This is a genomic window from Flagellimonas sp., from assembly GCF_965233845.1.
GTDB lineage: Bacteria > Bacteroidota > Bacteroidia > Flavobacteriales > Flavobacteriaceae > Flagellimonas.
Map to the genome: position 1 here is coordinate 3,929,724 of NZ_OZ247584.1, position 25,669 is coordinate 3,955,392.

Genomic DNA, 25,669 nt, shown 5'->3' on the forward strand with positions numbered 1-25,669 from the left:
TTAACTATGGGAGTTTGGTTTTACCCGCATGATCCACATTTCGTCATCATACGAGGCATTTAGTTTGGAATAGTATGAGGTAAGGGCATTGGTCCAATTCTCATGTTTCTTGAGATAGACATACCTTAACTTGTTTTCTGGGTTTATGAAATAGCTGGCGTTTAAGCCGCGAGAGTTCAATTCCCTAACAAACCTCCTGGCATTGGAAGGCTTTTCAAAGACATTGGCTATGATGTAGAATCCAGAGCCAAGGCCATTGATTTTGTATGTTTTAAAGGTAACCTGACCGCTTCCTGTGCTATTTGTCTTGGTCACATTTTTGGTCAAGGTGTTGTCCCCATATTTTGAGGAAGCACCTTGTGGTCTAGGGGCTATATGATTAAGGGCGTCAATGCCATTAACGTTCATTACCCACGCATCGCCATTGTATGTGCCATTGAGCTGGGAGTGGTAAGCACCAAGCGCTTCACTTTTGTTCTTGAATCCTTCCAGATATACGTAGATCATTCCGTTTCGCGGGTTTACAAAGGAATCTGCGTTGATGTTCTGGCTTTGAAGCTTGGCCACAAATGCGTCTGCATTGTTTGGATTTTTAAACACATTGGCAATCAGATAGTGACCGCTTTCCACATTGGGAATATTAAACGGTCGGAACCTTGTGTTCTTCTTGACCGAAGCCCTGGTCGTCTTGTCTTTTTTAACCGTTGAGGTTCTGGCCACTGCTTTGTTTTTTGAATCACTTAAACGAATGACTTTCTTTGCAGCGGTTGTATTTGTAAGACCGTGATTGGCAAGAGGTTGTACAGGTCGCTTGGAAACAATATCCGTGCTATCCATATTGGCAAAGTAGACCTCTTTGGCCTTTTGTTCAAGGTCGGGTCGTTCTCCCCTAGTTTCACGTCTAACCATTTTCATAACGGTTTCGAACCTTTTTTCTAGGTCGCCCACCCTGGCCTGTTCCATGGAATCTTGGCGTAGCAATAGTTCGTCCAAAATGGCATCGTTTTCGGCCAGCTTGTTCTGCAAGCGCACTATTTCCAAGTCTTTCTCAGTAAGGCTTAGGTTTTCTTGTGGAATGCTGTCAGATGAAACCAAATCAAGTTCGTCATCCAATAACACACGGTTTTCGGTTAGGTTGGGCGTAAAGGAATAAGCAAGGGAAACTTCATGGCTCACCCCAAAGTTTTCAAAGTTGCTGGACAATCCCTTTTCTACCGTATAGCCTATGGAAAGGTTCTTGTTTAAATTGAAACCAAGACCTGCGGAAGCTCCATAGAAATCATCATACCCCGCTTGAATCCATCCAAGTTTTGGAAGGTCAAGGATGAGGTTTCCGCCGAGAGTCACGTCATTTTGGCCGGTTACCCTGGCCCTGGCCAAAGGCATTAAACGTGCTTGCTCAAGAATTCCAGCGGCATTTTCAAACGTATGGGTGTATTGCAAATGACCCGAGAAGGTCTTTTCATCAAATTCCGTTACAGATTCACTGGATTTAAGGTTGTAATCGAACAGGTTTTCGGCATAACCCCCAAAATCAAAATTTCCGAAGGAAAGGTTGAATCCTGGCTGAAATAATACCAATGAGCTGCTCTCCAATGAGTTTAAGAAAGGATCGTTGTCCAGAGCATTGGCCCTGTCTTGATTGAAAGAGCTCTGATAATAGGAAATATTGGCACCAAATGTGAAATTGCTTTTTGGACTTAATCGTATGCCATAGGCGTAATTTGCATGCACACCAAAATTGTTGAAAAGCCCCTCCCTATTGGTAAATAGGCTAAGCCCAACACCACTTCTATCGCTTACCCTTCCGCTATAACTTAAAAAGTATACCTGATTGTTGTCATCAAAAGATACCGATTGGTTTCTATGAAAAAGGTTGATATAGGATTTGTCCTCCCTAACGGTAGAAAATGTAGGGTTTATCAAAAACCTGTTGAATTTCAACAAGTTTTGGGACGGCACATCATATACCACAAAGGGAGTCTCTTCCTGGGCGCGGATTCCAGAAAAAGCAAGCAGTAAGAAGGTTAGTATTAGTAGAGGTTTGTTGGTGCGCATTCGCTTTATCTAATGACTGTTATGGTTCCTTGTTTCAGACTTTCCCCTTCACGAGTTACCCGGTAGTAGAAAATCATGTTTAGTTTGTTGAATTGGGTGACGGACTGAGGCCAGTTGTTTTCATAATTGGTCTGACTAAAAACCTCTTTACCTCGTTCGTCATATATGGTTACAAGCACGTCGTCTTGTCTTGAGTAGCTATTGGGCAATACCCACAAATCGTTGATTCCATCCCCATTGGCTGTAATCACATTTGGGATTGCAAATAGGTCTCTATAGGTTACGTTAATGACCCTGCTAACTGTACAGTTTCCAAAACTGGCCACCAATAGGTATTCACCCTCTTCCTGAAAGCCATAGGAATCTTGGGCCCCTAGAAGGTTGTTTTCAGCATCGAACCACTGATAGGACTCAGCCCCACTTGCAGTAATAGTTTCTGTATCGCCTTCAACAATAATAAGTTCCTCTGGGCGATCTAAGCTCAACAAGGATTCGTCAAAAGCGCGAACCTCAAGTTCATTGGAAACAATTGGACAATCATGGGTAAGAATTCGCAGTTGATAAACTCCTACTTCCGTGGCTGTAATGCTTTCTGTGGCTGTGTCAATGACTTCACCATCCCTTAACCATTCAAAGGTCTCACCTCCCAAGCTTTCGGAAGTGTCAAACCGAATAGGGTCAGCTCCTTCGCACAGAACGGTACCGTTTGCTGAAATAGACAAGGTTGTGCCGGCAGACATGGTAACATCAAGGCCATTGGATGTAGCATTGAAGCTATCAACTGTACCTGTTAAGGAGTAGTCTCCGTTATTCTCAAAATTGGAAATGGTCATGGTTTTGGACGTTTCTCCAGAAACTGGGCTTCCATCATGCATCCATTGATATGTAAAGACGGATTCCAGTTCTGAAGTGACATCCGTCTTGGCTCCTGAATCACTTACGGCATTGATGCGCAACAAGCTTAGGGTCACATCGCCAGTTTGGCAAGAAGTATAGGCTCCAGCATATTCCACAACAAACTCAAAGGATTCAGGTGCCTCAACTGTGGTGGTAGGAGAATCCACTGGGGAAGCCGAACATCCACCTCCAGTTTCGATGACGCGAACATGGTAATCACCTATTTCACTGATTTCCAAACTTGAATTTGTGGCATCGGTAATCGGCGAACCATCCTTGTACCATTGATATGATGGGCTGGTTGCTGTTGATGAGGCGGAAAGCGTTTTTGTTTGCGACGGCAGGAGCACTATATTGGAATCGTTTTCCCGTGTTACCTCAAAGTCGCCTAAGTTTCTTATTACCACAGAGGCAGAACGCTCCAAACAGGCCGATGGCCCATCTACTTCAACTTCGTAAGAACCTTCAAAACCTGAAACGGAGGTGTTAATATCAAATGTGGTCTGTTCCAAGGTTGGCCCCGAAACAACAGATCCATCCTTATACCAAGTATAGGTTAGCCCCATTCCACTAATATTTGCTTCCAATTGATAGGTATCACCTGCACAAAGGCCTACATCATCAGAGCCATTCAATGCAATGCCTGAACTTGAACCCGTTGTGATTTCAATGGTGTTGGAGAGGGTGTTGGCGGACCCTGAACAAACCGACCCGTAATCCAATTCAACATAGTACATACCAGGAGTAGAAACAGTTATACTCGCACCTTTTTCTGCGAGCAACGTTCCACTTCTATACCAATTATAGATGTAGGTGTCGGCATTGGATATGTTATGCGGTTCCAAGGTTACATCACCCGCACCACAAAGTTGTATGCTACCTCCAGGAGGGATGTCACCACTTCCATCTTGACTAATAAGTAAAGGTGAACTAAAATCCACGAAGTGCATAGGGTATGCATCAGAAGGCGGACTGGTCTTGGCTGGATTGGTACTTCTGACCCTCATTTTGTAGCTTTCTCCTCGAACCTCGTTGGGGACCTGGAACTCGAATTCAAAGTCGAATGTTGCGTTTTTGTCATCTACACGGGCAAGCTCAATTGGGGAGCCAAAGTTTCCATTGGCATCGGAAAGTTCTAAAACAAATTCGTTGTCGGAAGCCACCAAGGGTGGGCTCCAAGTAAAGTTGACAAAATATTCGTTGAAACTATCGGAAGCACAGGCAGCGGTCCAGGCAGAGTTACCTGCAAGATTGGGATTGTCCGCCGCAACAGGTTTGTTGAGTACTTGGGCAGTTAGCATATTTGCACCAAGTAACATCATTGTGAAGCCTATCACAAAAATGATGTTATATGAACTAGTTTTCCTCATCAGCGTTAGTTTTAAGAGGGTTGTGGCAATAATGCCTATGTTGTGCCCCTTAATGTTGTTCAGTTATGAGGGCGCCAAAAGCGCCAACTATTCCATATAATGTTCTAATAACAAATATGCTTTTATTTTCGTCGAACAGAAAGATATTGTTGTAGGGGGCTGTAAAAGTGTTGTGAAATGGCTTTCTTTGTATACACTTATGGGGTTGGAATAGCTATAAACCCTACATTTTGCTACATTTGCGCTTCAATTTTAGAATATGTCGGAAGAAGAGCGATCATTAAATTTTATAGAGCATATTGTCGAGGATGATTTGAAGGATGGTTATGCCAAAAAGGACCTTCGATTTCGTTTCCCCCCAGAGCCCAATGGATACCTGCACATAGGTCATGCCAGCTCTATTTGCCTCAATTTTGGATTGGGTTTGAGATATGATGCCCCTGTCAATTTGAGATTTGATGACACCAATCCAGCCAAGGAGGAACGGGAGTATGTTGAGGCAATCAAAGCCGATGTTGAGTGGTTGGGATACACCTGGGACACGGAATGCTATGCCTCTGATTATTTTGGGCAGCTCTACAATTGGGCTGTAGAGTTGATCAAGAAGGGAAAGGCTTATGTGGATAGCCAAACTTCTGAAGAAATCGCGAATCAGAAAGGAACACCGACCGAAGCAGGAACAGAAAGCCCCTTTAGGAACAGATCCGTTGAAGAAAACCTTAGCCTTTTTGAGGCCATGAAAAATGGCGAATTCAAGGAAGGTGAGCATGTGCTTAGGGCGAAAATCGACATGGGCTCTTCCAATATGTTGATGCGGGATCCCATCATGTACCGTATTCTGCACAAAGCCCATCACAGAACAAATACCGATTGGTGTATTTATCCTATGTACGACTGGACGCATGGGGAGAGCGATTATATTGAACAAGTCTCACATTCCCTTTGTACATTGGAGTTTCTGCCACACCGTGAGCTTTATGATTGGTTTTTAGACCAATTGGTAGATTCAAAAAAGCTGCGCCCTAAACAGCGGGAGTTTGCAAGGAGAAACCTTAGTCATACCGTTGTAAGCAAACGAAAGTTGCTTCAATTGGTGGAGAATGGCGATGTATCTGGATGGGATGATCCACGAATGCCAACCATCTCCGGATTGAGAAGAAGAGGATATACTCCCGAATCCATTAGAAACTTTGCTGACACTATTGGAATAGCAAAGCGTGAGAATGTTGTGGATGTTTCCTTACTGGAATTTCATGTCCGGGAGCATCTAAATAAAATTGTGCCGAGGGTTATGGCAGTTCTGAATCCGCTCAAAGTTGTTATCACTAATTATGAGGAGGGCGATGAGGAATGGCTGGAATCGGAAAACAATCCAGAAGACCCATCTGCTGGGAGTCGAAAGATTCCTTTTTCTAGGGAATTGTATATAGAAAAAGAGGATTTTCGGGAAGAAGCAAATCGCAAGTTTTTTAGACTGAAACTTGGAGGAGAGGTTCGGTTAAAAAATGGATACATCATTAAAGCGGAAAGCTGCACCAAGGATGAAGAAGGAAATGTCATAGAGGTTCAATGCACCTATGATCCCAAAAGCAAAAGTGGCAGTGGAACAGAGGAAAGTTTGAGAAAGGTAAAGGGAACTTTACATTGGGTCTCGATTCCACATGCGATAGAAGCAGAAGTGAGATTGTACGATCGTCTTTTTAATGATCCAAATCCTGACGGACATAAGGATAGAGACTTTATGGAGTTTGTGAATCCCAATTCATTGCAAAAGGTTACTGGGTTTTTGGAACCAAGCCTTAGAGATGCCCAACCTGGTGATCGGTTTCAGTTTCAGCGATTGGGATATTTTAATGTAGACTTGGATTCCTCTTCGGAAAATTTGGTTTTCAACAGGACGGTAACTTTAAGGGATACTTGGGCGAAATTGGAGCAAAAAAAGTGATATAGATTTTTGTTATTCCTAAAACAACACACCATTGTTTTTTACTATTTTGCTGGCTGGTTTTAAGCTTGTTTGAGGGCAAGTTGGAATTTGTCAAACCACTGATATATTTTTGGGTCAGATCGTTTATCAGAGGCGCTTATTTAAAGTTTCAATGAAAAATCCCGGTTTACCAAGCAAACCGGGATTTTTTATCGATAAATAATTTATGACCGAACTAAGACTCCTTTTTTGGATTTGTTTTTTTCATCTGCTCCCCAATCATATTACTTGCTGTAAATGAAGCCACCATATTGTTCAACATATCGCTTCCAGCTTGTGGGGAGTTGGGCAATAAAATTAAGTTGGTGTTGGTTTCCTCACCTATGGATTGCAAGGTGTCGTAATGTTGTGTAACCACGATCAAGGCGGATGCCTCTTGCGAGTTGATGCCAACCTTGTTCAAGACCTCAACAGATTCTTCCAAACCTCTGGCAATTTCGCGTCGTTGGTCGGCGATACCCTGTCCCTGCAGTCTTTTGCTCTCAGCCTCGGCCTTGGCTTTTTCCACAATAAGAATCCTTGCGGCATCACCTTCAAATTGGGCTGCAATTTTTTCCCGTTCAGAAGCGTTGATTCGGTTCATGGCTTCCTTCACTTGGGCATCAGGGTCAATATCCGTAACCAAAGTTTTGATAATATCATATCCATATTCCAACATGGCATCTTGTAATTCGGACTTAACGGCAATGGCTATATCATCCTTTTTAACAAAGACATCATCCAACTTCATCTTCGGAACTTCTGCACGCACCACATCAAAAACGTAGGAGGTAATTTGATCATGTGGATATTCAAGCTTATAGAAAGCCTCGTAAACTTTTTCCCTGATAACTACATACTGAACAGAAACTTTCAATTTTACAAAAACATCGTCCAAGGTTTTGGTTTCTACAATAACATCCAGCTGTTGAATTTTAAGGCTTAATCTTCCAGCTATTCGTTGAATGAAAGGGATTTTGAACTGAATTCCAGAGTGTCTCACACTGGTAAATTTTCCAAAGGTCTCTATAAGCACCGCAGTTTGTTGTTTAACGATGAAAACGAGGGAGATGAAAAACAAGAGCCCTACTATTATGAGAAGTGGGTACAAGAAAAAATTGCTCATGGATAAATAGATTTTAGATTAGACGTTTAAGGTACGAAACCCTTCAATATGATAGGTAGGCAAATTCACGCATTTGTTACAATGCGCGGCAGATGGTATTAAAATGAAATAGGAATTTTCAAGTTCGCGCCCAATTGTATGTCTGGGGCGTTGTTGACCAACATGTCCTGTTGTAGATAGACTGATATTTCAGTTTTCTTGGTAAAGGAGTAGATTAAGGACCAATAGCTTGGAAATTTATACAGGTGTCGGGCGGCTTCGTGCCATCTGGCAATCCGGTCAGGGCTCGATGGAACATAATGACTCTCCTCCTTTTTGTTGTTGTACGGAGTTTGTATACGATAGTTCAACCCAAAGGAATGGTGGGTGCCTTTCGGGGTTTGCTTGGAGTATTCCAAATGGCCTTCAAAACTCCCAAAGACTGAACTGGTTCCCAAATCAACCTGATTGCTGTTAAAACCGACCGTCCTTTTTTTTAAAATGTTGAGACCGAATCCGGCCAAAAATTGCCCTTTGTGATTTGGACTGAAGTTTTTTGTTCCTCCTATGGAGGCTCCCAGATCCAGGGACGTATTTATGGAGCTAAGGTTTAGTCCGGCGTGTGCACCAAAGTTGATGATTACATGATGTTTGGCAAACAAGTTGGAATAGGTGTAGAAGGCAGTTTCGATTCCCGAGAATATGAAGGAATCTTCCATTAGGTTAAAGGAGTTGCCGTGACGGTCAATGTATTGGATTTGTGCCTGATCCATTCCCACAACCCTCCGCCCAAAGGGATCCTCACCACCAGCCACATTGCTATGAAAAAACTCAATAAACTGGTCTCCTGTTATGGTTGAAAACGGAAATTTGCCCTTAGTCAATAGAAAGGATCGGGTGGAAACCCTAAGTTCGTTTTGTTCGTCCAACGGAATGGATAGGGTCAACCGGAAATCCTTGATTACACCATCATATTGGAAGAAGTAATATTCGGATGGACTCTCTGAGGGATTGAATCGGAAATCACGGCTGTAAAATGATAGAGCTTCCATTCTTGCTTGATCTGTTGCTAGACTTGGGACAAAAACATCAACGGCTTGCCCCCAGATATTTCCGCTACTCAGGTGAATGTCTAACAGTGTTGCATTGTCTGGTCTGGATTTAAAATTATGGGGCAAAGTATAAAACAGTATTCCAAAAGGATGGGTGGCCAAGGTGTTGGGTTTGGAAATACCATTTTTTAGGTGGAGGTCCTGACGTTTATTTTGGGCTGAAGTGGTCTGAAAGGGGGACACCACTATAATGCATACAAGAAGAAGCACTAAATGTATGTACTTGTACATGAGGTTTTTAGGAAGGTTGGTTATCTTCCTAAAAGTAGGAATTTATTTTTCTGCGGGCTTAATCAAGGGCTTTTATCCCCAATTCAATGCGGTTTATCGATTCTTTCTTGCCCAACAAGGCAATGATGTCAAACAAATGGGGGCCTTTTAGATCACCCACCAATAGGAGCCTTAGTGGACCCATGATCCTTCCGAAGGAAAGTTCATTGTCCGTTATCCAAGTTTTGATGTTGGATTCCAATGATGATGAACTCCAATCATCGGTTTGGGAAATAAGGTTTGCTGCTTGTATCATTAGATTGGATGTATCCTCCTTCCATTGTTTCTTAACCGCTTTTTCGTTGTAAGAAGCGGGAGCTTGGAAAAAGAAGTTCCCTAGTTCCCAAAGATCTTTAGTAAAGTCCGCCCGTTCTTTAATAAGTTCAACCACTGTAGTAATGTAAGCCTTGTCCGGCAGTTTATCCGTTTTCATTTGTCCTGCCAGAATGGGCATTAAATCGGATGCCAGACCTTCATTGCTTTTTTGTTGCAGATAGTGATGGTTGTACCATCTTGTTTTTTCTGGATCAAAACGCGCCCCCGATTTGTTTACGCGGTCTAGACTAAAACTATCTACTAATGAAGGTAAATCGAAGATCTCCTGTTCGGTGCCTGGATTCCATCCAAGCAGTGCCAGAAAGTTGACAACAGACTCGGGAAAGTACCCAGCTTCTCTATAGCCTTCAGAGTCGTTCCAGGATAATGGAAATATGGGGAAACCACCTTTCTCTCCATCTCGTTTGCTAAGCTTCCCTTTCCCTTCAGGTTTCATGATCAATGGAAGGTGTGCGAACTCAGGCGCTTTCCATCCAAATGAGTCGTAAAGGAGTTGATGCAGGGCTAAAGATGGCAACCACTCTTCTCCACGGATGACATGTGAAATTTCCATTAAATGGTCATCCACAATATTGGCCAAATGATAGGTAGGCATCCCATCACTTTTGAAAAGGATTTTGTCGTCCAGGACGTTGGTGTCGATTTTTATGGTCCCTCTTATGCTGTCCTGTAACTCTAGAAGTTGATCCTGCGGTGTTTTAAAACGGATGACATAAGGCTCCCCAGAATCCAGTCGGGTTTGGACCTCCACTGCGGAAAGGGAGAGGGAGTTGGTCAGTTTTAATCGGTTGTGCCAGTTATAAATAAAGGTCTTCCCCTTGGCCTCATGATCTTTTCTGTGGCCATCAAGGGCGTCTGGAGTATCAAAGGCGTAATAGGCATGTCCTTGACCTAGGAGTTGAAGCGCATATTTTTTATAGAGGTTTTTACGCTCGCTTTGACGATAGGGGCCAAATCCACCCTCTTTTCCAGGGCCTTCGTCAAACGGAATTCCACACCAATTTAGTGCTTCAATAATATAGTCTTCGGCACCTTCTACATACCTATTTTGGTCGGTGTCCTCAATACGGAGGACAAAATCTCCGTTATGTTTTTTAGCAAACAGATAGTTAAAGAGGGCGGTACGAACACCGCCAATATGCAATGGGCCTGTTGGGCTGGGTGCAAAGCGAACCCGAACTTTAGTGGGCATAGAAATTTGATTTGCCTGCAAAGATAGTTCGGTTTAAAAGACGAAAAAAGGCCTAATCGTATCTGTTTTGGGCTTTTTGTATGGGTTTTAACAAATAATTTTCGATTGTATTGTGTTGTATCGGGTATCTTGGTTATAAATATAAAAGAGTTGGGTGAGTATCAACACATATTGGATAAGCTGGAGGACTTCACAAAAAAGTTCTATACCAAGCGCCTAATTAAGGGAGTACTACTTTTCTTGTCTTTGGGCTTATTGTTTTGGATACTTGTTTTGTCCTTGGAATATATGTTGTGGTTAAATCAGCTTGGCCGGCTTGTTTTGTTAAGCGTCTTCGTAGTAGCGGAGTTGGCACTTTTGTATCAATTCGTTGTTGTTCCTTTGATTTTCCTGTTTGGCTTAAGAAGGGGAATTTCAAATAGGGATGCTGCAAAAATTATTTCCATACATTTTCCAAATGTTAGTGACCGACTTCATAATCTGTTAGATCTAGCGGATGACACAAACTCCAGTGAACTTTTGTTGGCTAGTATTGATCAGCGGGCAAAGGACTTGAAACCTATTCCTTTTGCTCGTGCTGTTAAGGTAATGGAAGGATTTAGATATTGGAGATATTTGCTTATCCCGGCTGTTATATTGGTTGGTTTTTGGATGCTAGGGGACATAAGTTCTTTTATGAGTTCCCATTCTCGAATTATCAATTATGATGTTGCCTATGAAAGACCCGCTCCTTTTAAGTTTGTTCTTTTAAATGATAAGCTTGAGGTTTTGGATTCAGAGCCGTTAGAGATTAAGGTAGGGGTTGTTGGCGATGCTATTCCGGAGGATGTTTTCTTGGTTACTGAGGGCAAGGAGATTTTAATGAAGTGGGATGGAAGTTCCTTTGTTCATTTGGTTAATTCATTTAGTGGGGATATCAGCTTTCATTTTACTGCGAATGGTTGGGATTCCAGGGTTTATGCGATACGCAAATTACAGAGTCCGGTTCTAAAGGATTTTGTTATGAAGTTGAAGTATCCTGCTTATTTGGCCATGGCTGATGATGTGATTTCGGGTACAGGTAATGGTGTAGTACCTGAAGGAACCCGAATAGAATGGATGATAGAGGGAAACAATGTTGACGAAGTTAGTTTTGGTTATGCCGACACGTTAGTTTTGATGGGTCGATTGGATGATGGATTTCTATGGCAAAGGCAGATTTTTGAAGATTTTAGGTACGAGGTATCAACCTCAAACGGGGACGTTAAGGATTATGAGCGATTGGGATATGAGATAGAGGTAGTGAAGGATGCTTATCCTACATTAAATATGGAACAAGCGGTGGACTCATTGAACCCTAATGTGCTTTGGTATACCGGCTTGGCCAATGATGATTACGGGATTAGGGAGATAAGGGTGGTGTGTAGTGCCGTAGGTAGTAAAGGGGAGACTCAAAGGCTGGTTTTGGAGCGACCCAATACTGCGGTAAGGGAATTTTATTATACGTTTCCTTCTGGATTGAGCTTGGAAGAGGGGCAGGATTATCTCATTTACTTTGAGGTGGTTGATAACGATGGTCTTCGAGGGGGAAAAGTTTCTAGAAGTCGGACGTTTGAAACGAAAATTCATGACAATAAAGAACTGAAAGACAATGAGTTAGAGAATTCCAAACAAAGTTTGAGAGATTTTGAAAGGTCTTTGTTGGAGTATAAAAATAATGGCCAGGCGGTAAGTGAGTTTAACAAGAAGGAAGTTGTGAACAAGAATTCGTCTTTTGAAAAGGAGGGGGAGATAAGGGAACTGTTACAAAAGCAACAGGCTCGGGAATTAATGATGGAGAAGTTTGCTAAGGATTTAAAAAGGAGTGTTTCTGAATCTGATAGAAATGACGAATTTAAGAGAATGCTTGAAGAACGTTTGGAACGGCAAGAATTGGAAGCTAGGAAGAATAAAATGTTATTGGAGGAACTTAACAAGATAGCGGATAAGATCAACAAGGAGGAATTAAAGAGTAAGCTTGAGGAACTTGGCAAAAAGCAAAATTCTGGTGCTCGAAATCTGGAGCAGATTCTTGAACTCACAAAAAGGTATTATGTAACAGAGAAGATGAAGTGGCTTTCACAGGAACTTGATAAGTTGTCTGGGGAGCAAAGCAAGCTTTCGGAAGAGGAATTTGGAGAGAATTTGGATGATGAACGTCAAAGGGATTTGAATGATAAGTTTGAGCAATTGTCCAATGAACTTGATGAACTAAGGAAGGATGATCAGGATTTACGTAAGCCTGTTGGTCTTGAGGTTACACCGAAGGATCAAGATGGGGTTAGGGAGGACCAAAAGGATGCATTGAAGGAGATACAGAACGGCACTGAAAGTGAACAGGGCATAAGTGATGAGGAGGAAAGGGAAAGAGCCAATAAGGTAAAACAGAAACAGAAGTCTGCTGCCCAGAAAATGAAGGAAATGAGTGAAGCTCTAGGTGAAAGCTCCTCTGGTGGCGGCGGGTCTGACATCGTGGAGGATGCGGAAATGTTACGGCAGGTGTTGGACAATTTAGTAGTGTTTTCATTCAAGCAGGAAACCCTGTTTGACAAGGTTAGTGAGGCAGATGTTGATATTTCACGCTTCTCTGAAACTGTTAGGGATCAGAAGGAACTTAGGAGACTGTTTGAACATGTGGATGACAGCTTGTTTGCGCTGTCTCTACGCAGGGTTGAATTATCTGAGTTTGTTAATGAGGAGATAACCGAGGTTTATTATAACATTGATAAGGCTTTGGAAAGTATTGCCGACAACCAAATTTATAAGGGTGCTTCATATCAGCAATATGTGATTAATGCCACTAATTCATTGGCTGAGTTTTTGGCAGATGTTTTGGGGAATATGCAGCAGAGTATGAAGCCTGGTCAAGGAGGTGGTCAGGGAAATGATTTTCAACTTCCGGACATTATTCAAGGACAGCAGAGTGTAAAGGATAAAATGAACGGTTCCTCAGGTCAGGGTAAATCGGGCAAGGAGGGTGAACAAGGGGGTGAAAATGGTGATGGCAAGGATGGAAGTGAAGATGGAAGTAATGGACAGCAGGAAGGTAGCAAGCAGGGCAGCAAAGAAGGTAAAAGTGGAGAAGAAGGTCAGGGTTCGGAACCCGGTGGCCAAAATGGATCTGGTCAGGAGGATGAATTGGGATTGAATGAAATCTATGAGATTTATAAACGGCAACAGGCACTGCGAAGGGAATTGGAGGAGCAGTTAAATAATTTGATTGAGAAGGCAGACAGAAATTTGGCTAAAAAGCTAGTTAGGCAGATGGAAGATTTTGAAAATGATTTATTGGAAAATGGGATTACCCAACGCACCCAAAACAAGGTGAACCAAATCCAGCATGAGTTGCTGAAGCTGGAGAATGCTGCATTGAAACAGGGAGAGAAGAAAGAAAGAGAAAGTGATACCAGTAATGATGAGTTCGCTAACCCTATAACTACCAAGCCATCACTTTTGAATAGGGGGAACAATAACATTGAGATTTTAAACAGACAAGCCTTACCTTTGCGGCGAAATTATGAAAACAGGGTAAAGGGTTATTTCAATAATGATTGAGTTTCATTATAAAACCGATTTTGAACTTGAGGAGTCAGTAAAATATGTTGATTGGATAGAAAAGGTTCTTCATTCTGAAGCTTTTGTCTGTGGTGAGATTGATTATATATTTTGTTCCGACGAGTACTTACTGGAACTAAATCAGGAGTACTTGAATCACGACACTCTTACCGACATAATTACATTTGACTACACAGATACAAACCGGATTTCGGGCGATATTTTTATATCTGTTGATAGGGTAATGGAGAATTCAATGGCATTTGAAGAGGCTTTTGAAAATGAGCTGAAGCGGGTGATGGCACACGGTGTGCTGCACCTTATGGGATATAAGGACAAAAGCATAGATGATGCCAAAGTCATGCGACAGAAGGAAGAGGAAAAGATTAAATTGTTCCACGTGGAACCATAGGTATGTTTGATAAGGAATACGATGTAATAGTTGTTGGTGGCGGACATGCTGGAGCTGAAGCTACGGCTGCGGCCGCCAACATGGGCTCTAGGACTTTACTGGTGACTATGAATCTGCAAACCATTAGTCAGATGTCTTGTAATCCGGCCATGGGCGGTATTGCAAAGGGCCAGATTGTAAGGGAAATTGATGCGTTGGGAGGTTATAGCGGTATTATAACGGACAAGTCTGCAATACAATTTAAGATGCTCAATAAGTCTAAAGGCCCTGCCATGTGGAGCCCTAGGGCACAGAATGACAGAATGAGATTTGCTGAAGAATGGAGGATTGCTTTGGAAGGAACTCCAAATGCCGATTTCTATCAGGAAATGGTGTCTGGACTGTTGGAAGAGAATGGCAAAATCGTTGGTGTTAGAACTTCTTTAGGAATTGACATTAGGGCGAAGGCTGTCGTACTTACAAACGGGACTTTTTTGAATGGATTGATTCATATTGGAGAAAAACGATTTGGCGGTGGTAGAGCAGGGGAAAAGGCTGCCACGGGTATTACTGAACAGCTAGTTGATTTTGGTTTTGATAGTGGCAGGATGAAGACGGGAACACCACCAAGAGTTGATGGAAGATCGCTGGATTATTCCAAGATGATTCCGCAACCAGGAGATGAAAAACCGGAAAAGTTCTCCTATTTGGACACCCAAAAATTGACTTCTCAGAGGGACTGTCATATGACCCACACAAGTGCGCTGGTTCATGATTTGTTGAGAGAAGGTTTTGACCGATCTCCTATGTTCAACGGAAGAATAAAAAGTATTGGGCCTAGATATTGTCCGTCCATTGAGGATAAAATAAATCGGTTTGCTGACAAAGATTCCCATCAAATTTTTGTGGAGCCAGAAGGATGGAATACGGTTGAGGTTTATGTAAATGGTTTCTCAACTTCGTTGCCTGAAGACATCCAGTATAAGGCCTTAAAATCTGTAAAAGGATTTGAAGAGGTTAAGTTTTTTAGGCCTGGTTATGCTATTGAGTATGATTATTTCCCTCCAACTCAACTACGGCACACCTTAGAAACCAAATTGGTGGACAACCTCTACTTTGCGGGCCAGATAAATGGAACTACGGGATATGAGGAGGCGGCATCCCAGGGACTCATGGCTGGAATCAATGCGCATCTTAAGATTAACCAAAAGGAGCCTTTTGTGCTTAAAAGAGATGAAGCCTATATAGGGGTGTTGATTGATGACTTGATTACCAAAGGAACCGAGGAGCCCTATAGAATGTTTACATCAAGGGCAGAATACAGAACCTTACTGCGTCAAGACAATGCTGATTTAAGACTTACCCCCAAAAGCCATGAGATTGGGTTGGCAACGGAGGAGCGAATGAGAAAGATGGAACAAAAAGAAGCTCAGTCCGATAAGTTCATTGAGTTTTTTAGAAAAACTAGTTTTGTTCCAGAGGAGATAAATCCAATTTTAGAGTCATTGGATTCTTCCAAAGTGAAACAATCGGATAAGTTGTTTAAGGTTTTTTCCAGACCAAGGGTAACTATGGATCATATGCTACAATTGGAGTCCGTTTCAAAATTCGTGGATGAAAATGATTTTAATTCTGAAATTTTAGAGCAAGCCGAGATACAAGTAAAATATTCAGGTTACATCGAAAAGGAAAAAAACAATGCAGATAAGTTACATCGCTTAGAAAATGTTCGAATTCCTGAAAACTTTGATTATGCCCAGTTAAAATCGCTTTCATCTGAAGCCAGGGAAAAATTAAAAGTGATAAAACCTGTTACAATCTCTCAAGCTTCTAGAATAAGTGGTGTTTCTCCTTCGGATATTAGTGTTCTTTTGGTTTTCTTGGGAAGATAGACCAAAAATGTTCCACGTGGAACAAAATATACCCTTGATTATTTTATTAGTTTCTTTCCACAGGGAATATCTGGAGAATCTTGTTCTGTTCAAACAAGCTTATAGTGTATCTTCGAAATCCCAGTAAAGAAGTTTAGTTGTCACCCTTTTATGAAGTTGTTTCTTAAAACCAAAGATTATTCCGTCTCCAATGAAGAGTTTGATTTGCTCTATGATTCGGAATTGGATATGCTGGTTACACAACCACAACCAGAAGATCTGTTTCGGTATTACGAAAGTGAAGCCTATATATCCCATACAGACGCGAAGACTTCCGTTGTGGACAAGTTATATCAGCTTGTAAAGAGGTTTAATCTAGGAAGAAAAATTCAAATAGCTGAAAATCAGAATATTAGAAGTAAAAGTCTCCTAGATTTTGGTGCCGGCACAGGGGATTTTTTAGCCACCGCAAAAGAAAGGGGATTTGAAGTTTATGGCGTAGAACCTAATCAAAAAGCTAGGGACAGAGCCAAACAAAAGGGAATTGAACTCAGTGAAAGCCTTTCGAATTTAAAAGGCAGTAAGTATGGGGTAATTACGTTATGGCATGTATTGGAACACCTTCCAAATTTGGATGGGCAGCTGGAGGAATTAAAGGAGCTTTTGGAAGAGGATGGCTTATTGGTTGTTGCCGTACCAAACTATAAATCCTTTGATGCCAAACACTACAAATCGCATTGGGCCGCTTATGATGCACCTAGACATTTATGGCATTTTTCACGAACATCCATTTCCAAATTGTTTGAGCGGCATCAAATGGAGGTAATCCAAACACATCCAATGATTTTTGATTCCTTCTACGTATCCCTGCTATCAGAAAAGTACAAGGGAAACAAATTCTATTTCTTCAAAGCATTTGCCATAGGCCTATGGTCCAATATGAGTGCTTGGTTTAGCAAGGAGTATTCCTCAGTGATCTACCTCATCAAAAAGAGGCAATAGCCATTTTAAGCTGATTTACGGACATTTCGGGCTTTATAGCAAACCTATTGCCCGTGTTCAAAAAATAAGCGCACAGTATGCGTGTTAAGACTTCAAGAAAATAATTGAACCTTATCGACTCCCCCTGGAACAATAGATGTTTTCTATAGGCCTTGATTTGGGCCATAACGACTTATCAAAAAGATAATGAGGAGCATTAAAAAAGCTTTTCTATTTTAGCGCATCCTTAAAAGAAAAAGATGAAAAAATTAGTGATGGTTGTTTTGGCGATGAGCGCAATGGCTTGTCAACAGAACAAAATTGGATATGTAGATAATGTAAAACTGCTGGACGATTATCAGGAGAAGGTAGATATTGAGGCAAAGTACAAAACCAAGGTTGATGCCTTGACCAAAAAAAGGGATAGTATTTCCCAAGCTTTTCAATTGGAGCTTCAGGAGTTTCAGACCAAATCGCAAAAAATGTCCCAGAAAAGTGCTCAGGAGGAATACGCCTTGTTGCAACAAAGAGGGCAATTTATGGGACAGCAACTACAACAGGAAGAACAGCAATTACAGTTGAGCAGTCAAACCGAAATGGACTCATTGGTAAGCAAAGTAAGAAAGGAAGTTAAGGAGTATGGAAAAGCCAACGGCTTCACCTATATTCTTACTGGGGGAACAGGAGGCGCCGTGCTTTACGGACAAGACCCTCAAAACCTTACAGATGCCATTGTCAAAATCTTGAACGACAAGTACAAAAAGTAAGACCTAAGAAAAAATCAAATTAGGAAATGGCCCGTTCTTTGGAACGGGCTTTTTTTATTTGTAATGTTGAATACCGAGGGATTCATAAAGTTCCTTCGCATCGAAAACTTTACCGTCCTTAATGGTAAGTTCCACCCGTCGGATATCACTGATGTTTTCAACTGGATTTCCATCAACCAAAACCAGATCGGCCATTTTCCCTTTTTCAACAGATCCCAACCGATTGTCCATACCCACATTTTTTGCGGATACAATGGTGGCGAGTTGAAGTACTTCGTTGGCAGGAATACCGGCCTTCACATAATTTTCCAACTCCTTGTGCAAAGCAAATCCTGGCATGGCGTCTGTACCGGGAAGAAGCGTGACCCCATTGGAATGCAGGTTCTCAAGAATTTCCAAGAGTTTGGCAAAAGAATCCTTGTACTGTTGCTCCTTCCCTTCGGGAATGGGAAGCCCCCCAGAATAATAGCCACGTTGAACTTGGATGGGCAGACGGTCTATGATAGCTTCAAATTGGGGGTCTGGCTCTCCAGCTTTTGTAGAGAACATACCCTCAAAAATGGAAACTGTGGGGTCTATTTCTATTTCTTTCTCCTTTAAAAGTTGGACAAATGCTTTGAATTCAACCCCATCCAAATCCAAATTATGGGTGTTTTCGGCAACAGCAGAAAACCGCAAAGGCGTTCGGGTATCAATAGTATCTGACAAGAAGTTCAAAGCGACCATGTTTACGTGCTGAATTTCATCAAAACCATCTTTTATCGCATCTTCTGCCAACATATGCGCAGGAATATGCCCACTGAGCTTCATGTCCAAATCATGGGCTTTTTGCACAAGTGGCTTTACCCAGGAGGGATCAATGGAACTGTAGAGCTTAATTTGATGATAGCCGTGGTCCTTATAGTTTTGGATTGCTTCTTCCCCTTCGGCAACATTGGTAATGGTAAGGCCAGGTCCAGCAAAGGGCCCTTTCTGATCTATGAACCCAGCCAAGGTAACCACCCGAGGCCCAATATTGCTGTTTTCATCAAATTGTTTTTTGATTTCCAGAAGCTCCATAGAATTGGCCATGTCCCTAACCGAGGTCACGCCAGCTGCCAAATGCAATATGCCATCCTCTTTTTGCACATGGCAATGGTTATCAAAAAGCCCTGGCAAGAGCGTTTTCTCGGTTCCATCGATTATTTTGGTTCCTTCTGAAAGGTTTGGAGCCACGCTGGAAATTGATTCAATTTGGTTCCCATTGACCACCACATATTGGCCAGGAACAATACGTCCATTTTTTGCATCGAACAGGTTCACATTTTGAATCAGGGTTTTAGCTTCGGGAGTTTCTGTTAGTTCCTTGGCCAAGGAAGCAAAAAATGCATCTTCCTTTTTCTTCTGGATTTCCAATAAGGATTCAATCATTCCGGAATGTTCTTCGGAAATGATACTCAACCAGGAAGAGACGGAGGCAAAAATCCGATTATCCTCATCAATCCATTCATAGAATGGGGTAAACCCAAAACCTGTGATTTCAACCAAACGCAAAGGAATGGAATCCACAGTGATGGTTTCAATATTTGAAATGGCGGCCGTTCCACTGGGGAGTAATTCCACGGTATGGTTTTCAGCAGAGAGCAGGCGACGAATCAACAATTCGTTATCCCCAAGTGTACTGTTTACACTGGAATAAAATGGACTGCCGTCTGTTGCTTTTTCACCAGCTTCGGAGGTGCTTTTCCATTCTGCTGAGCCATTCAGGTAGGAATAGGCCTCTGCAACGGTATCTTTTAAATAATTGATTCCAGTAATTTCCAAATAGGAAATGTTGCCCGCCTTATCCAGTTTGATTTTTTCCAAAATCTCAGGGCCTCTTCCCCGATCATTAAACTCAAAAGTATATACATAGTTGCCCAAGGAATCCATTGAACTGGTATGGGAACCGGCAAGGTTGTCGCGCATGTATACTTGATAGGTTTGGGAGGCATATTCCTTTGTTGAGTCGGATCCTTGACAGGAAATCAAGAGTGCTATCAGAAGTAAGGGAAAACACGTTTTCATGAGGTTGAATTTGACTAAAATGTTATTGTAGAATGTAAACCAAAAAGATGGCCAAAATAAGATAAACGACAATGGTCTTGGCCCCTTCATAATCCTTGGCAATTCGTTGTCCAAGAAGCAGCATCAATAAGGTGATGGAGGAAAGGATCGCACCACAAAATGCCATGGAGCCGCCTCCGGAATACAGAAATTCATAAATACCAATAGCACATAAAACCCCTGAAGCCAATTCCCCAAAAAGAACCACGCCAAGGAGTACGGGCACCATGGCTTTGAAGACCGTTTTGGAAAAGTGTCCAGTAAGCCAGCTTAGATTGCCCTTCCAATCCAAGATTTTGTCAAATCCGCTCTGTAAAAATGTAATGGTGAGGCCTGCGAGCAAAAGTACTTGTGCCGCATTGGATGTAAAGTGTTCCATGATATGTTGGTTTTATGCCGCTTTGGTATGAAGCAGACGAGTTAGTTTTATAGACAGGTCCGTAAAGATGATTTTGGCATTCCCATTGCGTTCCACGTGAAAAATGGCCTTTTCCAGTTCCTCAACTATGGCCAAGATGTTGTTTTCATGTATAAAGGGAGCAAACTTGTTGAGATCAAATCCCTCCAAATGGATTTTTAGATAAACCAAATCATTGGCATTGTAATTCAGAAGTAGGGCTTGTCTCATTACGGTAAGACAATAGTGCAAAAATTGCTTTTGTACTTCCCGTCCGGTTTTGGCCACTTCATCACTCCACATAATAAGTTCTTGAATTGCCGTTTTATTGCCTTTTGCCTTAAAGGCACTTCTTACCCATTGTACAAACCAGCGTTCAAAAACTAGATCTTCGGAATCTTTGTTGAGCAGATCCAGTGCCTTGTTGAAGTTGCCGTTGGCTTCTTGTGCAATGGAATTGGCCTCGGAATCGGCCACACCCTTTTGTAGCAATGCATTTAGGATTGCAGTTTCGGGCAGGGGCGGAAAATGTAAAATTTGACAGCGTGAGCGAATGGTGTTGATGATCAACTCCTCATCCTCTGCAATTAGAAGAATAACTGTTTTTTCTGGAGGCTCCTCAATCAATTTCAGCAGTTTGTTGGAGGCGGAGATGTTCATTTTTTCGGCTATCCAGATAATCAAAACCTTGTATCCCCCCTCGTATGATTTTAAGGAGAGTTTTTTAACCACATCCTGAGCTTCATCAACTCCAATTTGACCTTGCTTCTTTTCTATCCCGATCAAGCGGTACCAATCAAAGAGGTTTCCATAAGGTTGATCCTGCACAAACTGTCGCCATTCTTCCAGATAATGATCACTGACCGCATGGGATTTAACTTTATCTGAATTCGAAACAGGAAATGCAAAATGAAGATCGGGATGGGTAAGTGAATGGCACTTGGTATTGCAGACCACATCGCCTCCCTCATTTTCTCCGCCAGTGTTTCCGCAAAGAAGGTATTGCGCATAAGCAATGGCCATGGGAAGTGTTCCGCAACCCTCAGGGCCAACAAAAAGTTGGGCATGCGCAACCCTACCGGTTTCTGCAGTGGTCACCAGGTGTTTTTTTATATGCTCGAGCCCCAAAACGTCTTTGAACAGCATAAGCCAAAGATACATTTTTTAGGTTCTGTGTGGTTTCCCATCTTTTTTGTTGAAAGTTTAAAAATATGGCACATCCCCAAGGTGGAGAAAGTAGGAAATCTTTACATTTGGGCTTACCTTAAACCAAGATAGATGAAGACCATAGATGATTATAATTTTGAAGGGAAGAAAGCACTGATCCGTGTTGATTTTAATGTGCCGTTGGATGGGGATTTCAATGTAACCGATACCAGTAGAATTGAGGCGGCCAAGCCAACCATTCTTAAGGTTTTGGAAGACGGTGGAGCTGCTGTTTTGATGAGTCATTTGGGTCGGCCCAAAGGGCAGGCCAATCCGGACATGTCATTGTCCCATATCGTTGAAAAGGTTTCAGAAATTATTGGGGTACAGGTAAAATTTGCCAATGACTGTATTGGAGACACTGCGGAAGCTGCTGTCTCCGAGTTACAGGATGGCGAGGTATTGCTTTTGGAAAACCTTCGTTTCTATGCGGAAGAAGAGAAAGGGGATTCAAGTTTTGCAGAATCGCTTTCCCAGTTAGGGGACATTTATGTAAATGATGCCTTTGGAACAGCGCATAGAGCACATGCCTCAACAACCATAGTAGCCAACTATTTTACGGATGCCAAATGCTTTGGGTATTTGTTGGCCAAGGAAATCAAAGCGATTGAAAAAGTGATGCAAACAGGAGAGAAACCTGTTACCGCCATTTTGGGCGGGGCCAAAGTTTCATCCAAGATCACCATTATCGAAAATATTTTGGACAAGGTGGATAACTTGATCATTGGTGGCGGAATGACCTATACGTTTGTCAAAGCCCAGGGAGGTACGGTAGGCGATTCTATTTGCGAGGACGACAAAATGGAATTGGCCTTGGACATTTTAAAGCAGGCCGATGAAAAAGGAGTAAAGATTCATTTACCCGTGGACGTCTTGGCCGCGGACGCATTTGATAACGGGGCCAATACCCAATTTATGGATGTGAATCAGATTCCCGATGGCTGGCAGGGTCTGGATGCCGGACCACAAACTCTGGAAAACTTCAAGCAAGTTATTTTGGAATCCAAGACCATACTTTGGAATGGACCTGTAGGTGTTTTTGAAATGGAAAGCTTTGCCAAGGGAACCATCGCTGTGGGAAATGCTATTGACGAAGCTACCCAAAGCGGGGCGTTTTCTTTGGTTGGCGGAGGGGACTCCGTAGCCGCCGTGAAGCAATTTGGGTTTCAGGACAAGGTCAGTTATGTATCTACTGGAGGAGGTGCCATGCTGGAGAGTTTAGAGGGCAGAACCCTACCTGGAATTGCTGCAATATTGGGCTAACCCACACGTTATGAATTAATAGGAGAAATCCTAAAAGTGTTAGGTTTTTGACCGAAAACTTTAATTTTTCGGAAAAAAACCCCATTTTCGTTTGCCCCAAAATCAAACCCAATCCAGCATGAACCAAGTTTTTAGAAAAGCTGTTATAGTGGCGCTGATATTCTCAGCTCCATTGATGAACGCCCAAGAGGCGAAGTCTACAGCGACTACCCAAACCGATTCTGGGGAGCAAAATGCACAGATTACCGATTCCGTTTCTACCCCCAATGCGAGCTCATTCGAGATAAAAAATACCGAAAAACCTATTGATGGTGTTCAGGTGATTGAAGCCAATGGCGAAAAAAAGTATGTGCTCAAGGATAGGAAAGAAGCCAGAAAATATGATAGTCTTTGGTTGAGGGAATTGCATCAAAGTGCCCAACTGTTCAGTGAGTTGGAGCTGGAAATTATCAACCCGAACGAGGACGAAATAGAAATGGTAGACCTGCCAACGGATACGCTAAAGGCAAGGTTGGCCCTGTTGGACGAAAAAACACCCTTCAATATTTCTTACAACTCTTCTTTGGAATCTGTCATCAAATCCTTTTTAGTCAGAAAGAAGGACTTGATGCAACGCATGATCACGGCAAGCCAATTTTACTTTCCATTATTTGAACAGGAACTGGATAACCATGATATTCCCTTGGAAATAAAATATTTGGCCATTGTGGAGTCTGCCCTAAATCCAAAGGCGCGTTCCCGAGTTGGTGCAAAAGGCCTTTGGCAATTTATGTATGGCACAGGAAAAATGTATGGGTTGGATGTGAGCAGTTATGTGGATGAACGCCACGACCCCATTTTGGCCACCAAGGCAGCCAGTAAATATTTGTCCAAATTGTATGACATTTTTAATGATTGGGATTTGGCTCTTGCGGCCTATAATTCTGGCCCAGGAAATGTGAACAAAGCGATTAGACGTTCTGGGGGATATAAAAACTATTGGAACATCCGTAGAAATCTTCCCCGTGAAACAGCTGGATATTTACCCGCTTTTTTGGCTACAATGTACATTTTTGAATATGCGGAGGAACATGGCCTGCATTATAAAAAGGCAGAACGACCCTATTTTGAAACGGATACAATCCATGTAAAGCAACTGATAACCTTTGACCAGATTTCCAAGTTGGTGGATATAAGCACTGAAGAACTGGAAATGTTGAATCCTTCCTACAAGCTCAATATCATTCCAAAGGTAAAGGGGAAGGACTATGCATTGCGATTACCGGTGACCAAAATTGGTCAGTTTGTAAGTAATGAAGATGAGATTTATGCTTTTGTAAAAAAGGAGCTGGATTCCTTGGAAAAACCTTTGCCCCAATTTGTTGAGACCAAGAACCAGATTCGCTATAAGGTTAGAAGTGGGGATTATTTAGGAAAGATTGCAGAGCGATACGGCGTAGGGGTAAGCCAGATCAAAAGATGGAATGGATTGCGAAGCAATAATTTAAGAATTGGGCAGCGACTGACTATTTTCCCAAGGAAACCCTATATCCCTAGAAAAACGACGCCCAAGCCAACAGCCTCAAAGACCAGTTCAGGTTCTGTGGCTAGCGGCAACAAGGTTCATACGGTGCAAGAAGGGGACTCCCTTTGGACCATTTCCAGAAAGTATCCTGGAGTTTCCATTGAAAATCTTCGAGAATGGAACGGTCTTAGCGGGAACAATCTTAAACCCGGCACAAAACTAAAATTGTGCGATTGTTCTTCGTAAATTGAACACGATATGAAAAAATTTGGAACACTATGCTTCACCATTTTTCTTTTGGTGGGGATATCATGTGGGGATTCTGGCCCCAAGAAACGCTTTTTACCCCCCTCTACCGGAGGAATCAACTCTTTGATGGTTGTAATGGACACCGAACTGTGGAAGGGCGGTGTAGGAGATAAGATAAGGGAGCATTTTGCCGCACCTATCCTAGGACTTCCCAGGGCGGAACCCAAGTTCACCATTACCCAAATACCCCCTCAGGTATTCAAGGGAGCTACGGCGTATTCGCGATCTGTTCTTTTTGTGGAACAGGATTCGGTATCCGCCGCCCACATAAAGACAAACGTGTATGCCAAACCTCAAAGGATTGCCGTGGTTACTGGGGAAACCTATAACGATTTGGCCGGTAATTTGGACTCTATTGCAGGAATGGCCATTGCCGCTTTTAAAAAGGTGGAGATTGCAGAGGCCCAACGTAGGTTTACCCGCTCTCTTACCAAAGAAACGGTTTTCGAAGACGAATTCGGAATCAGTTTAAAGGTGCCTTCGTTGTATACCGTTGGAAAGCATGAAGATAATTTTGTTTGGATGGATATCCAGATACCCAAAGGCTCCATGAATATTTTGGCCTATGAAATGCCATGGGACAGTTTTGCCACAGACTCCACTTTTGTTCAGGATATTGTTAAAATGAGGGACAGTATTGGAAAGAAATACATTCCAGGACCGTATGATGGCACTTATATGATTACGGAAAAGGCTTTTTCGCCCTATGTTTTCCCAGCTCAAGTGGGTGGAAAGAAGGCCGCTGAAACGCGAGGTACCTGGGAAATTGAGGGATATCCAATGGCAGGTCCTTTCGTCACCTATATTATCAACGATAAGGAAAACAATCGAAAAATGGTACTGGAAGGTTTCACCTTTGCACCAAACGAGGAAAAGCGTGATTATATGTTTGAACTGGAGGCCATCTTAAAGACAGTGGAGTTCAAATCAGGACCTTGAGGAAATAGGATAAAATAGAAACAGAAAAGCCCAGTATGCCGGAACATACCGGGCTTTTTTGTTCTCTAAATGCTTAA

Annotated in this window: 17 protein-coding genes; 9 read left to right on the plus strand and 8 right to left on the minus strand. The window is 42.3% G+C overall.

The window, feature by feature from the left end; genetic code table 11:
* Positions 1 to 2,058 carry a PorP/SprF family type IX secretion system membrane protein gene (locus ACO6S0_RS17525; RefSeq protein WP_422349583.1) on the minus strand — a complete coding sequence of 686 codons (2,058 nt, stop codon included), beginning with the start codon at positions 2,056 to 2,058 and terminating at the stop codon, positions 1 to 3.
* A gap of 5 nt (positions 2,059 to 2,063) precedes the next feature.
* Positions 2,064 to 4,325, minus strand: coding sequence for a gliding motility-associated C-terminal domain-containing protein (locus ACO6S0_RS17530; protein ID WP_422349584.1), 2,262 nt, complete (start codon positions 4,323 to 4,325; stop codon positions 2,064 to 2,066).
* A gap of 259 nt (positions 4,326 to 4,584) precedes the next feature.
* Here ACO6S0_RS17530 and ACO6S0_RS17535 point away from each other — a divergent pair, with 259 nt between their 5' ends.
* Positions 4,585 to 6,270: a glutamine--tRNA ligase/YqeY domain fusion protein gene (locus ACO6S0_RS17535; protein ID WP_422349585.1), complete on the plus strand. Its 1,686-nt coding sequence runs from the start codon at positions 4,585 to 4,587 to the stop codon at positions 6,268 to 6,270.
* 217 nt (positions 6,271 to 6,487) lie between these two features.
* Here the strand turns inward: ACO6S0_RS17535 and ACO6S0_RS17540 are convergent, their stop codons facing one another.
* The 3 genes from ACO6S0_RS17540 to gltX form a co-directional block, all read right to left on the minus strand.
* Complete coding sequence (locus tag ACO6S0_RS17540; RefSeq protein ID WP_422349586.1) at positions 6,488 to 7,417, minus strand: SPFH domain-containing protein; 930 nt, start codon at positions 7,415 to 7,417, stop codon at positions 6,488 to 6,490.
* Positions 7,418 to 7,515: 98 nt separating this feature from the next.
* Positions 7,516 to 8,739 (minus strand): hypothetical protein, encoded by a 1,224-nt coding sequence (locus tag ACO6S0_RS17545; protein WP_422349587.1) that lies wholly within the window; start codon positions 8,737 to 8,739, stop codon positions 7,516 to 7,518.
* A gap of 58 nt (positions 8,740 to 8,797) precedes the next feature.
* Positions 8,798 to 10,306, minus strand: a complete 1,509-nt coding sequence (gene gltX / locus ACO6S0_RS17550; RefSeq protein ID WP_422349588.1) for a glutamate--tRNA ligase — start codon at positions 10,304 to 10,306, stop codon at positions 8,798 to 8,800.
* Between the two features lie 675 nt (positions 10,307 to 10,981).
* On the opposite strand from gltX, the gene ACO6S0_RS17555 reads away from it, so the two are divergent.
* The 5 genes from ACO6S0_RS17555 to ACO6S0_RS17575 all read left to right on the plus strand — a co-directional run bounded on the left by ACO6S0_RS17555 (position 10,982) and on the right by ACO6S0_RS17575 (position 17,889).
* Positions 10,982 to 13,879, plus strand: a complete 2,898-nt coding sequence (locus ACO6S0_RS17555; protein WP_422349589.1) for a hypothetical protein — start codon at positions 10,982 to 10,984, stop codon at positions 13,877 to 13,879.
* On the plus strand, positions 13,872 to 14,291 hold the full coding sequence (ybeY, locus tag ACO6S0_RS17560; RefSeq protein ID WP_422349590.1) for an rRNA maturation RNase YbeY: 420 nt from the start codon (positions 13,872 to 13,874) through the stop codon (positions 14,289 to 14,291). Before ACO6S0_RS17555 ends, ybeY begins: the two co-directional genes overlap by 8 nt.
* A 2-nt stretch (positions 14,292 to 14,293) precedes the next feature.
* On the plus strand, positions 14,294 to 16,162 hold the full coding sequence (gene mnmG / locus ACO6S0_RS17565) for a tRNA uridine-5-carboxymethylaminomethyl(34) synthesis enzyme MnmG (RefSeq protein ID WP_422349591.1): 1,869 nt from the start codon (positions 14,294 to 14,296) through the stop codon (positions 16,160 to 16,162).
* Between the two features lie 150 nt (positions 16,163 to 16,312).
* Positions 16,313 to 17,143 (plus strand): class I SAM-dependent methyltransferase, encoded by an 831-nt coding sequence (locus tag ACO6S0_RS17570; protein WP_422349592.1) that lies wholly within the window; start codon positions 16,313 to 16,315, stop codon positions 17,141 to 17,143.
* Between the two features lie 239 nt (positions 17,144 to 17,382).
* Positions 17,383 to 17,889 (plus strand): OmpH family outer membrane protein, encoded by a 507-nt coding sequence (locus ACO6S0_RS17575; RefSeq protein ID WP_422349593.1) that lies wholly within the window; start codon positions 17,383 to 17,385, stop codon positions 17,887 to 17,889.
* Positions 17,890 to 17,943: 54 nt separating this feature from the next.
* Here ACO6S0_RS17575 and ACO6S0_RS17580 read toward each other — a convergent pair whose 3' ends face one another.
* Genes ACO6S0_RS17580 through ACO6S0_RS17590 form a run of 3 tightly spaced genes read right to left on the minus strand, consistent with a single transcriptional unit; the run spans position 17,944 to position 21,517 of the window.
* On the minus strand, positions 17,944 to 19,935 hold the full coding sequence (locus ACO6S0_RS17580; RefSeq protein WP_422349594.1) for an amidohydrolase family protein: 1,992 nt from the start codon (positions 19,933 to 19,935) through the stop codon (positions 17,944 to 17,946).
* 22 nt (positions 19,936 to 19,957) lie between these two features.
* On the minus strand, positions 19,958 to 20,353 hold the full coding sequence (locus ACO6S0_RS17585) for a DoxX family protein (protein WP_422349595.1): 396 nt from the start codon (positions 20,351 to 20,353) through the stop codon (positions 19,958 to 19,960).
* Positions 20,354 to 20,365: 12 nt separating this feature from the next.
* Entirely contained in the window at positions 20,366 to 21,517 is a 1,152-nt protein-coding gene (locus tag ACO6S0_RS17590; protein WP_422349596.1) for an ATP-binding protein, read from the minus strand.
* A gap of 132 nt (positions 21,518 to 21,649) precedes the next feature.
* On the opposite strand from ACO6S0_RS17590, the gene ACO6S0_RS17595 reads away from it, so the two are divergent.
* The 3 genes from ACO6S0_RS17595 to ACO6S0_RS17605 all read left to right on the plus strand — a co-directional run bounded on the left by ACO6S0_RS17595 (position 21,650) and on the right by ACO6S0_RS17605 (position 25,592).
* Entirely contained in the window at positions 21,650 to 22,840 is a 1,191-nt protein-coding gene (locus tag ACO6S0_RS17595; protein ID WP_422349597.1) for a phosphoglycerate kinase, read from the plus strand.
* Between the two features lie 118 nt (positions 22,841 to 22,958).
* Positions 22,959 to 24,590, plus strand: a complete 1,632-nt coding sequence (locus ACO6S0_RS17600; RefSeq protein ID WP_422349598.1) for a LysM peptidoglycan-binding domain-containing protein — start codon at positions 22,959 to 22,961, stop codon at positions 24,588 to 24,590.
* A gap of 12 nt (positions 24,591 to 24,602) precedes the next feature.
* On the plus strand, positions 24,603 to 25,592 hold the full coding sequence (locus ACO6S0_RS17605; RefSeq protein ID WP_422349599.1) for a DUF4837 family protein: 990 nt from the start codon (positions 24,603 to 24,605) through the stop codon (positions 25,590 to 25,592).
* Positions 25,593 to 25,669: the final 77 nt, after the last annotated feature.

What these genes read in the sequence shown, in the direction of transcription:
- ACO6S0_RS17575 (WP_422349593.1), top strand. Translation starts at nt 17,383, where the DNA reads ATGAAAAAATTAGTGATGGTTGTTTTGGCGATGAGCGCAATGGCTTGT.
- ACO6S0_RS17545 (WP_422349587.1), bottom strand. Translation starts at nt 8,739, where the DNA reads ATGTACAAGTACATACATTTAGTGCTTCTTCTTGTATGCATTATAGTG.
- ACO6S0_RS17605 (WP_422349599.1), top strand. Translation starts at nt 24,603, where the DNA reads ATGAAAAAATTTGGAACACTATGCTTCACCATTTTTCTTTTGGTGGGG.
- gltX (WP_422349588.1), bottom strand. Translation starts at nt 10,306, where the DNA reads ATGCCCACTAAAGTTCGGGTTCGCTTTGCACCCAGCCCAACAGGCCCA.
- ACO6S0_RS17585 (WP_422349595.1), bottom strand. Translation starts at nt 20,353, where the DNA reads ATGGAACACTTTACATCCAATGCGGCACAAGTACTTTTGCTCGCAGGC.
- ACO6S0_RS17570 (WP_422349592.1), top strand. Translation starts at nt 16,313, where the DNA reads ATGAAGTTGTTTCTTAAAACCAAAGATTATTCCGTCTCCAATGAAGAG.
- ACO6S0_RS17525 (WP_422349583.1), bottom strand. Translation starts at nt 2,058, where the DNA reads ATGCGCACCAACAAACCTCTACTAATACTAACCTTCTTACTGCTTGCT.
- mnmG (WP_422349591.1), top strand. Translation starts at nt 14,294, where the DNA reads ATGTTTGATAAGGAATACGATGTAATAGTTGTTGGTGGCGGACATGCT.
- ACO6S0_RS17595 (WP_422349597.1), top strand. Translation starts at nt 21,650, where the DNA reads ATGAAGACCATAGATGATTATAATTTTGAAGGGAAGAAAGCACTGATC.
- ACO6S0_RS17590 (WP_422349596.1), bottom strand. Translation starts at nt 21,517, where the DNA reads ATGCTGTTCAAAGACGTTTTGGGGCTCGAGCATATAAAAAAACACCTG.
- ACO6S0_RS17555 (WP_422349589.1), top strand. Translation starts at nt 10,982, where the DNA reads ATGAGTTCCCATTCTCGAATTATCAATTATGATGTTGCCTATGAAAGA.
- ybeY (WP_422349590.1), top strand. Translation starts at nt 13,872, where the DNA reads ATGATTGAGTTTCATTATAAAACCGATTTTGAACTTGAGGAGTCAGTA.
- ACO6S0_RS17530 (WP_422349584.1), bottom strand. Translation starts at nt 4,325, where the DNA reads ATGAGGAAAACTAGTTCATATAACATCATTTTTGTGATAGGCTTCACA.
- ACO6S0_RS17600 (WP_422349598.1), top strand. Translation starts at nt 22,959, where the DNA reads ATGAACCAAGTTTTTAGAAAAGCTGTTATAGTGGCGCTGATATTCTCA.
- ACO6S0_RS17580 (WP_422349594.1), bottom strand. Translation starts at nt 19,935, where the DNA reads ATGAAAACGTGTTTTCCCTTACTTCTGATAGCACTCTTGATTTCCTGT.
- ACO6S0_RS17535 (WP_422349585.1), top strand. Translation starts at nt 4,585, where the DNA reads ATGTCGGAAGAAGAGCGATCATTAAATTTTATAGAGCATATTGTCGAG.
- ACO6S0_RS17540 (WP_422349586.1), bottom strand. Translation starts at nt 7,417, where the DNA reads ATGAGCAATTTTTTCTTGTACCCACTTCTCATAATAGTAGGGCTCTTG.